Genomic DNA, 13,775 nt, shown 5'->3' with positions numbered 1-13,775 from the left:
CGCTCGATCTGATGATTCCTGATATGCAAGCCCACTCATTCGATAACGTCGTGCTGACGGCCGGCGTGGAAGTGCCGTACCAGCGACAGGCGAGCGCTGCGTCAACGGGAGATCTGCTCGCGCAGGCATTCGGCGCGGCCCTCGTTCAGTCGGGTTTCTCGCCGAAGGACATAGACGGGCTCGGTGTAGCATCGTTCACGCTCGCACCCGATCACGCGATCGACCTTGCGTGGCGACTCGGCCTGAGCCCGCGCTGGTGCATGGACGATTGTCACGGCGGCGCGAGCGCCATCAACCTGCTGCAGCATGCAATACGCGCGATTCAGCACGGCGACGCGAATGTCATTGCCCTCGTATCCGGAGACCGCTTCGAGCCGGCTGACTTCAAACAACTGGTCGAGCATTACAACCTGACGACACGCACCTGGCTGCGTCCGCTGGAGAACGGTGGCCCGAACAGCCTGTTCGCCATGCTCACGCAGCGTCACGCGAAGCGATACGGTCTGACGCGCCGCGATTATGGTGCGCTCTGTGTCGCGCAACGCGCATGGGCCGCGTTGAACCCACATGCCGTCTACCGCACGCCGTTGACGATCGACGACTATCTCGAAGCGCCGATCGTCGCTGAACCGCTGGGACGCTTCGACTGCGTGCCCGTGGTGTGTGGCGCGAACGCGGTGATCGTCGCTCGCGCCGACCTCGTGCGCAACGCGATGAACGTGCGCGTGCGCGCGCTGCAATGCTGCTACAACCTGGACCACCAGGCGGGCGATGGTTTGCAGACTTCGTTGGCGGCGATCGCCAGTGATTTGTGGCGGCAGGCCGGCGCGACGCCGGAGGATATGGACATGGTGTCCGTCTACGACGACTACCCCGTTATGACGCTGGTGCAGCTCGCCGACCTTGGCTTCGCCCGTGACGGCGACCTGCGCGAGTTGATCTCTCGTATCGGCTCGCGCGCGCTCGCCGTCAACACATCGGGTGGGCAACTATCCGCGGGACAGGCCGGCGCCGCCGGCGGCATGCATGGCCTCGTCGAGGCGATCACGCAATTGCGCGGCGCGGCGGGCGAGCGGCAGGTGGCCGACGCGCACCTGGCGGTCGTGAGCGGGTACGGCATGGTCGAATATCGCTACGGGATGTGCGCGAATGCTGTCGTACTCGAAAGCGACCGGCGAGGTGCGCAATGACACTCAAGGTATTTCAATGCACCCAGTGCGGGATGACGCTATTCCCGGCTCGGTATTTTTGCCCCGCATGTGGCGGCGGCCAGTGGCGTGAATGTGCGGTGGAACACGGCAGCGTTGCCGAATCGACGGTCGTGCGGCATCGCGTCGGCGCGCAGGGCGGTGGCAATGTGCATCTCGCAAGCGTGACAACGAGCGCCGGGCCCATTGTCATCGCGCGGCTCGAGGCTGGCATGCAGCCCGGCGATTCGGTGAGTCTCGACGTGGACGATACCGGTCGTATTGTCGGCCGCGCGGTTTGAGGCCGCGCGGCGTCGAGTGCGGATGCACGTGAAAAGCAAAGTAAAACGTTCGGAGGTCGTGATGCAGGTTGAAGGCTGTGTAGCGTTTGTGAGCGGAGCTAATCGCGGGGTCGGTGCGTGTTTCGTGAAGATGCTGTTGGAGCAGGGTGCTCGAAAGGTGTACGCGGGCGCACGCGACATTAGCGTGCTGGACGACGGTGACCTGCGTGTCGTGCCGGTCGCACTCGACATTACGAATGCGCAGCAGGTGGCGCACGCTGCCGCCCTGGCGAGCGATGTCAACCTCCTCGTGAACAATGCCGGCATCAACCGTCTGGAGCCTGCGCTTGTCGCAACCGATCTGAACGCGGCGCGCGCCGAGATGGAGGTCAACTACTTCGGCACGCTGAACATGATTCGCGCGTTCGCGCCGTCGCTGCGACTGAGTGGCGGAGCGATCGTCAATATGTCGTCGATTCTCGCGCGCGTCGCGTTGCCGGCCATGGCGTCGCTCTGCGCGTCGAAGGCGGCTGCGCTTCGGATGACCGAAGCCGTGCGCGCCGAGCTTGCCCCGCATGGGGTGCGCGTGCTGTCGATTCTCCCGGGCGCGGTCGACACCGACATGAGCCGCGATTTTCCCCCGCCGAAGATTCCAGTTGCCGAGGTCGTCGATGCGGCTTTTGCGGCGCTGAGGGACGGCAACGACGAGGTCTATGTCGGCGCCATGGCCCAACAGATCGCCGCCGGCCTGGCGACGGACCGGCTGGCGGTGCAGTTGAGCCTCGCACGCGGCGCATGAAAGAACGGTAGGTGATGCACCAACACTTTCAGAAGGAAAGGAACGGATCATGAGCGGTGAGTTCATCCAGATCAATGCAGGCAATGGACAGACGTTTTCTGCATACATGGCAAAACCCAGGCAAGGCTCGGGGCCCGGCCTGATTCTGTTGCAGGAGATTTTCGGCATCAACGGATACATGAAGGCGATGGCCGATCGCTTCGCGGAGGAAGGCTACGTGGTGCTGGTGCCGGATCTGTTCTGGCGCATGCAACCGCGCGTCGAGCTTGGGTACGGCGAAGCGGACTTTGCTGCCGCGCTCGACTACAACGCGCGACTCGACCTTGGACTCGCGGTCGAAGACATCGCCTCGACCCTCACGGCGCTGCGCGCGTTGCCGCAACAGGCAGGCAAGGTTGGTGCGCTTGGATACTGCCTCGGCGGGAAATTGGCGATGCTTGCCGCTGCGCGGACGGAGATCGATTGCGCGGTGAGTTATTACGGTGTGGGCCTCGACGCGTTTCTGGATGAGGTGCCCTCGATCCGATGCCCGATGGTGTTCCATTTTGCCGGCCGGGATGCGCTGTGCCCGCCCGCGATGCGCGAGAAGATCCAGGCGGCATTCAGCGAGAATCCGCAGATTGAGCAGTACGTGTACCAGGATTGCGATCACGCATTCGCGACCCCGGAGCGCGAGCACTTCGACAAACCGGCCGCCATGATGGCGTATTCGCGCTCGCTTGCGATGCTGCGCAAAGTGTTGGGGCCGATCTACGACCTGAATGCGCTGTGGGATTTGCACTGCCACTATGAATTCGCCACACGCGACGTCAACGCGATCATGCCCACCATGGTCGCCGAGCCGTACGTCAACCACGTGCCGACCCTGACAGGTGGAGTCGGGCATGACGAGCTCAAGCGTTTTTATAAATACCACTTTGTTGACGCGAATCCCGACGACACGCGGCTCATTCCGCTGTCCCGCACCATCGGGTCGGACCGGATCGTCGACGAGTTCGTGTTCTGCGCAACCCACGATCGTGAGATCGACTGGCTGCTGCCGGGGCTGGCGCCTACCGGAAGGTACATCGAGATTCCGATGCTGGCTGTCGTGTGCTTTCGGGGCGACAAGCTGTACAACGAGCATATCTATTGGGATCAGGCCTCGGTGCTCGTGCAGATCGGTGTGCTTGATCCGACGGGGTTGCCCATTGCCGGGATTGAAACCGCCAGGAAGATGGTTGATGAAAACTTGCCAGGCAACACGCTGATGCGCAATTGGGCGTCCAGCGAGGGCAAGCCGATCTGACTCACGATCATGTGCTGCCTGCTCCGGGTGAAAGCAGGCAGCAATAGTTGGAAGGCTGAGCAATTCATCTTTCTACGCGCTTTCTATTTACTTCGGTATGCAAACAAAAACGCAAGATAACTAACCAAGGAAAAATCGTGAAGAAGCTGCTCGTTGCTTTTCCCGCAATGCTATTCATCAGTCTCGGGGCATATGCCCAGAGCAGCGTGACGATCTACGGCATCATAGACGACGGGCTGACCTGGTCGAGCAATCAGGGCGGCAAGAGCGCCTGGCAGATGCAGGGCAGCATCTCGCAAGGCAATCGGTGGGGGCTCAGAGGCGTGGAAGACCTGGGAGGCGGCACGACGGCAATCTTCAGGCTCGAGAGCGGCTTTAACGTCAACACCGGCGCGTTGAGTCAAGGCGGCCGGCTGTTCGGCCGGCTGGCCTATGTGGGTCTGTCCGACAACCGCTACGGCACGCTGACGCTCGGGCGGCAGGGCGAAGAAGTGGGCGACTATATCGGCCCGCTGTCCGCCAATGGCATCTTGCCAGGCGGCATTCTGTTTCCGCATCCTGGCGATCTAGACAACAACGGTGTCGATTTTCACCTGCAAAACGCCGTCAAGTACGTGTCGCCGACCATTGCCGGTTTCACGGGTGTCGCCACCTATAGCTTCGGCGGCGTCGCGGGCGATTTTGCACGTTTCGGCGCAAAATCTTTCGCGCTTCAGTACGCAAATGGAAATCTGCAGTTGGTGGGCGCCTACACATCGATCGACCATCCGGCCACCGCCGTATCGGAAGGGGTGTGGACCGCCACCAACACGGTCGACGGCAACTATGGTCTTGCTGCCGGCAGCTACAAAGTGTTTGGCCTCGGCGCCGCCTACGCGTTCGGTGCGGCAAAAATCAGCGCCGACTGGACTCACACACAGTTCGGCGACCTCGACCCTAGCCTGGGCGCGAAAATCAACGGACATGTGACCTTCAATATCGGCGAGGTCGTGGCCAGTTACATGATCACGCCGGCGCTGCAGCTTGGCGTGGCGTACAGCTATACCGAAGGCAACGTCTCCGCAACCGGGCAGGAACCGCACTATCACGAGGTGGATGCGAGTGCGGACTATTTCCTGTCGAAGAGCACCGACGTGTACGGATCGGCAACGTATATGCGCGCCGGAGGCGGCGCGGTCGCCGATCTTGCGCCCGTTTTGCAAGCGTCGAGTTCGGCGAATCAGATCGCGCTGCGGGTGGGGATTCGCAAGAAGTTCTAGTTATCGCGGGGGCTTTGGATCGTTTTCCACGGACCGCGCGAGCGCGAATAACCGCCACAAAATGATGCAACGGTAAATTTGCACTCGTATACTGGCGCCTATATCAGTCAAGGAAACAGTATGCGGCGAGTGATCGTACGGCGGTCGTCAGTGCACGGGAAGGGTGTGTTCGCGATGCGGCCGCTCGCGGCGGGTGAGTGCGTGCTTGAATACCGGGGCGAATTGACGAGCTGGCGGGAAGCCGTGCGCCGGCACCGGCGCGAAGGTGTCGCCGGGCACACGTTTCTGTTTGGTCTGTCGGACGGACGCGTGATCGACGGAAGCCGTGGTGGCAATAGTGCGCGATGGCTGAACCATGCATGTGCGCCGAACTGCGAGACCATCGAAGATGCTGGCCGCATCTTCATTCACACGATCCGGCCGATTGAAGCGGGTGAAGAACTGTTTATCGAGTACCTGCTGACGACCGACGATCCCTCGGACGAGGACGTTCGAGCCCAATACACTTGCCGGTGTGCCGCAGTGGGGTGTCGTCAGTCGATGCTGGCGGCTGTCGCGTGATTCAGCCGGTCCGCCTCGACTCATAACCCAAGAGCGTCGTCGAATTCGGCAACGCGCACATCGTCCATACTGCGACGCCCGATTGAAGGACCTAAACGGGCCGCCTTCCAATCCGCAAGACTGGCACAATCGGGAGGATATTCGATCCGCTTGGGAATCCTCATGCCAGACGCTATGACATCGTCGCCGCCTTCACCCCGCATCGGCCCCCTCTTTGCCTTATTTCCCTTCCTGCGCCCCTATGCCGGCCGCTGGGCGCTCGCGTTCCTCGCGCTGGTGACCTCGGCAGGCGCCACACTGGTGTTGCCGGTGGCGTTCAAATACCTGATCGATCGTGGCTTCGCCGCCGGCGACCGGGGGCACATCGATCGCTATTTCCTCGCGCTATTGGTCGTTTCGCTGGTACTGGCCGGCGCCACGGCGCTGCGCTTCTACCTCGTGTCATGGCTGGGCGAGCGGGTCACGGCCGACTTGCGGCGTGCGGTCTACGATCACGTGCTGCAGATGAGCCCGCAGTTCTTCGAGACCACGCAAACCGGCGAGGTGCTGTCACGGCTCACCGCCGACACCACCTTGATCCAGACGGTGGTGGGCACCAGCCTGTCGCTGGGATTGCGCAACTTCTTCCTGTTGACCGGCGGCGTGGCCATGCTCGCGGTGACGAGCCCGGTGCTGTCCGGCTACATCATCGCGACGCTGGTCGTGGTGGTCGCGCCTATCGTGATCTTCGGCCGGCGCGTGCGGCGGCTCTCGCGCGCGAGCCAGGACAAGATCGCGAACACTAGCGCGCTGGCGGGCGAGGTGCTCAATGCCATGCCGACCGTGCAGTCGTACACGCAGGAACCCTTTGAAACACGCCGGTTTGCCGGCGCGGTGGAGGCGGCCTTCGAGACCGCGCTCACGCGCATTCGCGCGCGCGCCTGGTTGACCGCCGTGGTGATCGTGCTGGTGTTCACCGCCATCGTATTCGTGCTGTGGCTCGGAGCGCAGGCAGTGCTGGCCGGGCGGATGACAGCGGGCCAATTGTCCCAGTTCATCCTCTACGCGGTGTTCACGGCGGGCGCCGTGGGCGCGGTCGCCGAGGTGTGGGGCGATCTGCAGCGCGCTGCCGGCGCCACCGAACGTTTGCTGCAATTGCTGGCGGCACGCTCGCCGGTGGTGGAGGCCGAGACGACGGTCACGCTGCCTGCGCGAGGCGAGGGCATCCGCTTCGACGAGGTCAGCTTCTCGTATCCGTCGCGCCCGGGCATCGCGGCGCTTTCCGCGGTCTCGCTCGATGTCCGTCCGGGCGAACATGTCGCACTGGTCGGCCCGTCCGGCGCGGGCAAGACCACGTTGTTCCAGTTGCTGCTGCGCTTTTACGATCCACAAGCCGGCCGCATTCTGATCAACGGCGTCCCGAACCGTGACGTGCCGCTCGTTGAACTGCGCAAGGAAATCGGCGTGGTGCTGCAGGAATCGGTGATCTTTTCCGGGAGCGTACTCGACAATATCCGCTATGGCGCGCCGGAAGCCACGCTCGCGCAGGTCCAGCGGGCTGCCGATATGGCCGCTGCGGCCGGCTTTATCGAAGAACTACCGCAGGGCTACGACACCTTTCTCGGCGAGCGCGGCGTGCGCCTGTCCGGCGGACAGCGCCAGCGCATTGCGATTGCTCGCGCGATCCTGAAGAATCCGCCCATCCTGCTGCTGGACGAAGCGACCAGTGCACTCGATGCCGCCAGCGAACGGCTGGTGCAAAAGGCGCTGGACAATGCCGCGCAGAATCGCACCACACTCGTCATTGCGCACCGCCTCGCGACCGTCCAGCAGGCCGATCGCATTGTCGTGCTTGAACAGGGGCGTATCGTCGCGCAGGGTCGTCACGCGGAGCTCCTGCTGAGCTCGCCGCTCTATGCTCAGCTCGCTGCGTTGCAGTTCGGCGAGCAGTTGGGGCAAACGGCGCAGCGCGGCGCCGTGAGCGATCCTATTGGTTCGACGTAAGGTCGACGCAAGCTCGGCAAAGGGCGCAAAACCGGCCGCACGGGCGGCCAGGATCAACGACCACGGCTAATGATCGAACGCGCGCCGTCCGTGACAGCGTCCGTGCAATGACAGCACGCGACTCACAGCTTGCGGCCCGCTTTCTTTTTCTGGTCGTACAGCAAAGCGCCGGTTTCAACCGGAATGAACGGGGCCTGAAAATGATCGATCAGAAAATCGATGAATGCCCGGGCGCGTGCCGTCTGGTTTCGCTGGCTGGGATAGTAGACAAACAGATCGGCCGACGGCAGTACCGTATTGGGTAAAACCAGTTTTAGCCGGCCGCTTTGAACGTACTTCGCCAGATCCCATTCGGAACGAATCAATATCCCATGTCCGTCGAGCGCCCACCGCAGCACGATATCGCCATCGTTGCTCGAAAGCGCGCCTTTGACCTTCAACGCTTCGGTGTGGTCCCCCTGCATATACCGCCACACGCCATAAGCATCATCGTTCTGGCGATGAATGATGCAACGGTGCCGAACCAGATCCTCTATGCGCTCCGGTGTCCCAAATCGTTCGAGGTATTTCGGGGAGGCGCAAAGAAACCGGCGATTGCTCATGATGCGCCGGGCGCTAAGCCGGCTGTCAGGAAGCGTTCCAAAACGGATCGCCATGTCGAACGCTTCCTCGACCAGATCGATGGGCCGGTCCGTCACTTCAAACTGGATCTCCACGTTGGGAAAGCGCTTCGCGAATTCGGACACGAGTGGCGCGATGGCCGTGCGCCCGAAACCGAGCGTCGCATTGACGCGTAACAGTCCATGGGGATCGGATCGCGCCCCCGATATCTCGTCCTCCATCTGCCGGACTTGCCCGACGATCTGTGTTGCGTAGCGCAGGTAGGTCTCGCCCTCCGGCGTCAGGCTGACACTGCGCGTTGTCCTGTTGACCAACCGCGCCCCCAGTTTTTGTTCCATCAGCCCAAGGCGTTTGGTCGCGGCCGGCGGCGTGAGATCGAGCGCGCGCGCCGCCCCCGACAAGCTTTTGAGTTTGGCGAGGAGGATGAAAAACTCGAAGTCGGATGCCGAGTCAGTTGTCACTTTGGCTGTTCACCTAAAGTAAAAAATGAAATGAATCTAAGCGAATTCTAACGCCTCATTTCGCGGATAACCTAGTTTCCATTGCAGCCAGACGCATGCGATACGTGCCCAAAACTCAGGAGACACCGTCATGAGAATCGTTGAAATCCGCGAAAAGACCATTCCGATCAGCTCCCCGATCCGCAATGCCTACATTGACTTCAGCAAGATGACGCTGAGTCTCGTCGCCGTGGTGACGGACGTCATCCGCGACGGCAAGCCGGTGGTGGGTTACGGCTTCAATTCAAACGGCCGCTACGGCCAGGGCAAGCTGATGCGCGAGCGCTTCATTCCCCGCGTTCTCGAAGCCGACCCCGCCACGCTCGTCAACGACGCCGGCGATAACCTCGATCCGCACAAGATCTGGGCGACCATGTTCATGAACGAAAAGCCGGGCGGCCACGGCGAGCGCTCGGTCGCGATCGGCACCATCGACATGGCGATCTGGGATGCGGTGGCGAAGATCGAAGGCAAGCCGCTGTTCCAGTTGCTGGCCGACCGCTACGGTGATGGTCAGCCCGATCGCAAGATTTTCGTGTACGCGGCCGGTGGCTACTACTACCCGGGCCAGGACCACGGGAAGCTGAAAGACGAAATGCGCAGCTATATCGACCGCGGCTATACGGTCGTGAAGAAGAAGATCGGCGGCGCTTCGCTCGACGAAGATCTGCGCCGCATCGACTCGATTCTGAGCGTGCTGGGCGACGGACAAAAACTCGCTGTCGACGCCAACGGCCGTTTCGACCTCGACACGGCGATCCAGTACGCGAAGGCACTCTCGCAATACGACCTGTTCTGGTACGAAGAGCCGGGCGACCCGCTCGATTACGAATTGCAGGCCACGCTGCGCAACTACTACGACAAGCCGATGGCGACCGGCGAAGACCTGTTCTCGATGCAGGATGCCCGCAACCTGATCCGTTACGGCGGCATGCGCCCGGATCGCGACTGGTTGCAATTCGACTGCGCGCTGAGCTACGGCCTCGTCGAGTATCTGCGCACGCTGGACATGCTGCGCCAGCACGGCTGGTCACCGAGCCGCTGCATTCCGCACGGCGGCCATCAGATGTCGTTGAACATCGCGGCCGGACTTGGCCTCGGCGGCAACGAATCCTATCCCGACCTGTTCCAGCCTTACGGCGGCTTCCCCGACGGCGTGAAGGTGGAAAACGGCTTCATCACGATGCCTGATCTGCCGGGCATCGGCTTCGAAGGAAAAGCCGATCTCTTCGTCGAGATGCAAAAGCTGTCCGCATAAGCCGTAGTCCGACAAAACGCGCCGACAACAAGCGTCGGCGTAGCGTTGATAAAAATAGACAAAGAACGCTGGCGAAATCGGTTCGTACTCTCCCCAACGGTAAATCCCGCTGCCGGGAGTACGAATCTGACTTTCATTAGAAGATGCCACGCATAGGAGACAGTCATGCGGGTTTCAAAGATCGGAAAATCTCTTTCCAAGCTCTACGTACAGGTTCTGATTGGCATTATTGCCGGTGTCCTCGTCGGGCATTTCTACCCTGACTTCGGTTCTCAACTCAAACCACTCGGAGACCTGTTCATCAAACTGATCCGGATGCTGCTCGCTCCGATCATTTTTGCATCCGTTGTGGTCGGCATTGCCCGCATGACAGACCTTCATGAGGCCGGCCGCGTCGGCGTCAAGGCGGTCGTCTACTTCGAAATTGCATCGACGATCGCGCTCGCTGTCGGGCTTGTCATCGTGAACGTCATCAAGCCGGGCAGCGGTATGAACATCGACCCCGCGCATATCGACAGTTCAGCGATTTCTACCTACACTCATGCGGCGCAACAGCACGGGATGCTCGACTTCTTCATGAGCATCGTTCCGAACAGCATTGTCGGCGCGTTCGCGAATGGGGATATCCTGCCGATCATCTTCTTCTCGCTTCTGTTTGCCATCGCGCTCGCCAGGCTGGGGCCTCGCACCGCGCCGTTCGTCGATATGCTCGACATGTTCCTCCAGGGCATGTTCGGCGTCGTGCGAATCGTCATGTATGTCGCGCCCATCGGTGCCTTTGGCGGCATGGCATTCACCATCGCGAAGTACGGAATCGGCACGCTGGCGTCGTTCGGCCAACTGATGCTGTGCCTCTACCTGACCTCGATTTTCTTCGTCGTCGTGGTGCTGGGTCTGGTGATGCGGATGAGCGGGCTGTCGCTGTGGAAGTATCTCCGCTACATCAAGGACGAAATCTTCATTACCCTCGGCACCGCTTCGACTGAAGCAGTACTCCCGCAGATGCTCATCAAGATGGAGAAGCTGGGGTGCTCACGGCCCGTGGTCGGGATGGTGTTGCCCACCGGCTATACCTTCAATGCCGACGGTACGGCGATCTACCTGACCATGGCCTCGATGTTCGTCGCGCAAGCGATGAATATCCACCTGTCGATCTGGGACCAGTTGCTGCTGCTCGGCGTGCTGTTGCTGACATCCAAGGGGTCTGCGGGTGTGGCCGGAGCCGGATTCGTCGCGCTGGCTGCCACGCTGGCCTCGATGCACAAAATCCCCGTGTCTGGACTGGTGCTGCTGCTAGGTGTCGATCGCTTTCTCAACGAGGCTCGTGCGGTCACGAATCTGATCGGCAACGGGGTGGCGACCATTGTGGTAGCTCGATGGGAAGGGGCGCTGGATATGAACAAGGCCCGCGCGATGCTCGACCGTACCGACACGAGCATCGATGTATTGGAGTCCGCCGACAGCGTGGCGCCGCCAGATCGGACGCCTTCGAAAGACGCCATGATCCGGTCTCACATCCACTGAGCCATTCAGTCAACTTGCCGACAGGTTCAAGCGGGCTCGTGCAGAATCGACGGATCGAATGGCGCCATCCTGCGCAGCGCGAGACGAAAGTCGCGCGCGATCGACGAGAGCGCGGCATCGCGCCTTCGAATCAGACCGATGGTTCGCGCGACCGTCGGATCAACCAGAGGCCGGATCGCGATGCGCGCGTGCGCGTCGCGCGGCGCCGCGCAACGCGGAATGATGGAGATGCCGAGTCCCGCTTCGACGAGCCCCAATGAAGTGGTCAGATGCTCGATCTCGATCAGCCGGTCAGGGCGCCAGTCGATATCCCTGAGCGCGGCGTCGAGCATGCGCCGGTTGCCGCTTGAGGTGCCGGAAACGATCAGCGGCCACGGCCGCAACTCAGGCCACGTCACGTGCTCGCTCGCGGCGAGCGGATGATCCGCGGGACAGGCCAGCACGTACGGATCCACAAGCAGTTCGTCGATTTCAAGCTCCGGCGATTCGTTCACCAGAAACGCAATGCCGAATTCCGCCTCGCCGAGCGCCACACGCTGCACGACCGTGGCGAGGTTGGCCTCGATGAGCCTGAGCCGTACTTCAGGACGCCGCTTGTGATAAGTGCTGACGATTTTCGGCAGCATGAATTTGGCTACGGTCGGAATGCACGCGATGGTCAACTGACCGCTACGGATACGCGTCGCTTCGCTCACGAGTTCGAGCGATGCATCGAGCTCACGCAACACACCCTGCGCGCGCGGCAACAGCAGTTCGCCCGAACTGGTGAGCGCGACGGTACGTGTGGTGCGTTCGAACAGCATGGCGTCGAGCGCTTCCTCGAGCCGTTTGATGCGCCGCGTCAAAGCGGACGCGGACAGGTTCAGTTCGATCGCCGCGTCGTTGAACGACGCGTGCGACGCGACCGCAACGAAAGCCCGCAATGCGTCGAGATCGACACCCGGAAAACGGTTCATCTGCACCCCGCTGACTCTTGCATGTGACGCAATAATAATCACGTCGCGTGCAATTCACAAACGCGTTCGGGCTGCGGATACTGAAGGCACGACATTTTCGTGCAACCCAATCCGCGCGATTGCCACCCAGAACGGAAACGATGAATCAACACAACGACGTAGGCGCAAACCCTTATACCGGCGGCGTGGCCGCATTCGTCGCGGGCTTGCGCTATGAGGCGATACCGGACGAGGTGCGCGCGCGCATCAAACTGCTGATTCTCGATTCGCTCGGCTGCGCCCTTTTCGGCGCCGGGTTGCCGTGGAGCCGCATTCTTGCGGATACCTTGCAGCGCGTAGATAGCACGCCGGGTTGCCGCGTGTGGGGCATGCCGTTGCGTTTGTCCGCGCCGCACGCGGCGCTCGTCAACGGCACCTTGATCCAGAGTTTCGAACTCGACGACGTGCATCGCGTCGGCGTGCTCCATGTCGGGGCGGTGACCTTGCCGACCGTGCTCGCCGTCGCCGAACTGCTGTCCGTCGGCGCGCCGATGTCAGGCCGCGATTTCCTGCGTGCCTGCGTGGCGGGCTATGAGGTCGGCCCACGCGTGGGCATGTGCATGGGACCGGAGCACATCGCGCAAGGCTGGCATTCGGGCGCGACGGTCGGCGTATTCTCGGCCGCGGCGGGTGCGGCAGCCGCGTTGCGGCTCGATGTGGAACAGACGGTGCACGCGCTCGGCATCGGCGGCACGCAGGCGGCGGGGCTGATGGCCGCGCAGTTCGGCGCGATGGTCAAGCGCATGCATGCAGGCCGGGCCGCGCAAAGCGGCCTGTACGGCGCGATGCTCGCGCAAAACGGTTTCACGGGTATCGTCGACGTGTTTGAAAACCCGTACGGCGGCTTTTGCAGCACGTTCTCGCGTTCGTCGGACCGCTTCGATCTCACGCAGCTCGTGGATGGCCTCGGCGAGCGCTTCGAGACCATGCGCATCGCACTGAAGTTCTACTCCTGCGTGGGCAGCAATCACACCACCCTCGACGCGATCCGCGCGATGCAGGCGCGTCATCCATTCGGTCCGGACGATATCGAGCAGATCGTCGTGCACGGTTCGCGTGTGACGGTCGATCACGTGGGCTGGAAATACGTGCCGCAGGGGCTGACCTCCGCGCAGCTCAACCTGCCGTATTGCGTCGCGACGCTGCTGCTCGAAGGCGACGTCTTCGTCGACCAGTTCAGCGAGGACAAGGTCGCGGACCCGCAGCGCATGGCACTGGCCGATCGCGTGCAGGTGGTCGAGGATCCGTCGATTACCGCGCGCGGTTCCATGCTGCGGCATATGGTGCGCGTCGAGGTGCTGTTGCGCGACGGCACGCGGCTCGAAGAAACGGTCGAGGCGCAGCGCGGCAGCGAACACGCGTTTGCGAGCGAAGCGGATATCGTCGGCAAGATGAGAAAGCTCGCCGCGCATCGGATCGACGCACGGCAGATCGCGCGCATCGTCGACTGGGTGATGCACGCCGAAGATCAGCCGGACGCCAGAGAACTCGCGCGGCTTCTCGCGAGCGCCCCCTGAGG

The 13,775-nt window shown here is 62.1% G+C and carries 12 protein-coding genes; 10 read left to right on the top strand and 2 right to left on the bottom strand.

All coding sequences use genetic code 11. The features are described from left to right. The first annotated feature begins 23 nt into the window (after positions 1-23). From P0D80_RS10625 to P0D80_RS10595, 7 genes are all read left to right on the top strand, one after another. On the top strand, positions 24-1,190 hold the full coding sequence (locus P0D80_RS10625; RefSeq protein WP_408181015.1) for a thiolase family protein: 1,167 nt from the start codon (positions 24-26) through the stop codon (positions 1,188-1,190). Next, positions 1,187-1,489 carry a zinc ribbon domain-containing protein gene (locus P0D80_RS10620; protein ID WP_408181016.1) on the top strand — a complete coding sequence of 101 codons (303 nt, stop codon included), beginning with the start codon at positions 1,187-1,189 and terminating at the stop codon, positions 1,487-1,489. Before P0D80_RS10625 ends, P0D80_RS10620 begins: the two co-directional genes overlap by 4 nt. 22 nt (positions 1,490-1,511) lie before the next feature. Then, entirely contained in the window at positions 1,512-2,267 is a 756-nt protein-coding gene (locus P0D80_RS10615; protein ID WP_408283527.1) for an SDR family NAD(P)-dependent oxidoreductase, read from the top strand. 49 nt (positions 2,268-2,316) lie between these two features. Further along, positions 2,317-3,555: a dienelactone hydrolase family protein gene (locus P0D80_RS10610; protein WP_408181018.1), complete on the top strand. Its 1,239-nt coding sequence runs from the start codon at positions 2,317-2,319 to the stop codon at positions 3,553-3,555. A gap of 137 nt (positions 3,556-3,692) precedes the next feature. Then, positions 3,693-4,814: a porin gene (locus P0D80_RS10605; protein ID WP_408181019.1), complete on the top strand. Its 1,122-nt coding sequence runs from the start codon at positions 3,693-3,695 to the stop codon at positions 4,812-4,814. A gap of 120 nt (positions 4,815-4,934) precedes the next feature. Then, on the top strand, positions 4,935-5,375 hold the full coding sequence (locus P0D80_RS10600) for an SET domain-containing protein (RefSeq protein WP_132378496.1): 441 nt from the start codon (positions 4,935-4,937) through the stop codon (positions 5,373-5,375). 162 nt (positions 5,376-5,537) lie between these two features. Next, positions 5,538-7,358, top strand: coding sequence for an ABC transporter transmembrane domain-containing protein (locus P0D80_RS10595; protein WP_408283524.1), 1,821 nt, complete (start codon positions 5,538-5,540; stop codon positions 7,356-7,358). A 122-nt stretch (positions 7,359-7,480) separates the two neighbouring features. On the opposite strand, the gene P0D80_RS10590 is transcribed toward P0D80_RS10595, so the two are convergent. After that, a complete protein-coding gene (locus P0D80_RS10590; protein WP_132378492.1) occupies positions 7,481-8,440 on the bottom strand; it encodes a LysR family transcriptional regulator in 960 nt (319 codons plus the stop codon). A 130-nt stretch (positions 8,441-8,570) separates the two neighbouring features. On the opposite strand from P0D80_RS10590, the gene P0D80_RS10585 reads away from it, so the two are divergent. Both P0D80_RS10585 and dctA read left to right on the top strand, forming a co-directional pair. Further along, positions 8,571-9,737 carry a mandelate racemase/muconate lactonizing enzyme family protein gene (locus P0D80_RS10585; protein WP_408283522.1) on the top strand — a complete coding sequence of 389 codons (1,167 nt, stop codon included), beginning with the start codon at positions 8,571-8,573 and terminating at the stop codon, positions 9,735-9,737. Positions 9,738-9,902: 165 nt separating this feature from the next. Beyond that, positions 9,903-11,261, top strand: a complete 1,359-nt coding sequence (dctA, locus tag P0D80_RS10580) for a C4-dicarboxylate transporter DctA (protein ID WP_408283519.1) — start codon at positions 9,903-9,905, stop codon at positions 11,259-11,261. A 26-nt stretch (positions 11,262-11,287) separates the two neighbouring features. On the opposite strand, the gene P0D80_RS10575 is transcribed toward dctA, so the two are convergent. Next, entirely contained in the window at positions 11,288-12,217 is a 930-nt protein-coding gene (locus P0D80_RS10575) for a LysR family transcriptional regulator (RefSeq protein ID WP_408283516.1), read from the bottom strand. Positions 12,218-12,357: 140 nt separating this feature from the next. On the opposite strand from P0D80_RS10575, the gene P0D80_RS10570 reads away from it, so the two are divergent. Further along, the gene (locus P0D80_RS10570; protein ID WP_408181024.1) at positions 12,358-13,773 is read left to right on the top strand and encodes an MmgE/PrpD family protein; all 1,416 of its coding nucleotides are present in this window, start codon (positions 12,358-12,360) and stop codon (positions 13,771-13,773) included. Positions 13,774-13,775 lie beyond the last annotated feature (2 nt).

This window comes from Paraburkholderia sp. RL17-373-BIF-A (genome assembly GCF_046030175.1).
Classification (GTDB): Bacteria; Pseudomonadota; Gammaproteobacteria; order Burkholderiales; family Burkholderiaceae; genus Paraburkholderia.
Note: the sequence above shows the minus strand (reverse complement) of the source record. Positions and strands in the feature narration are given on the sequence as shown.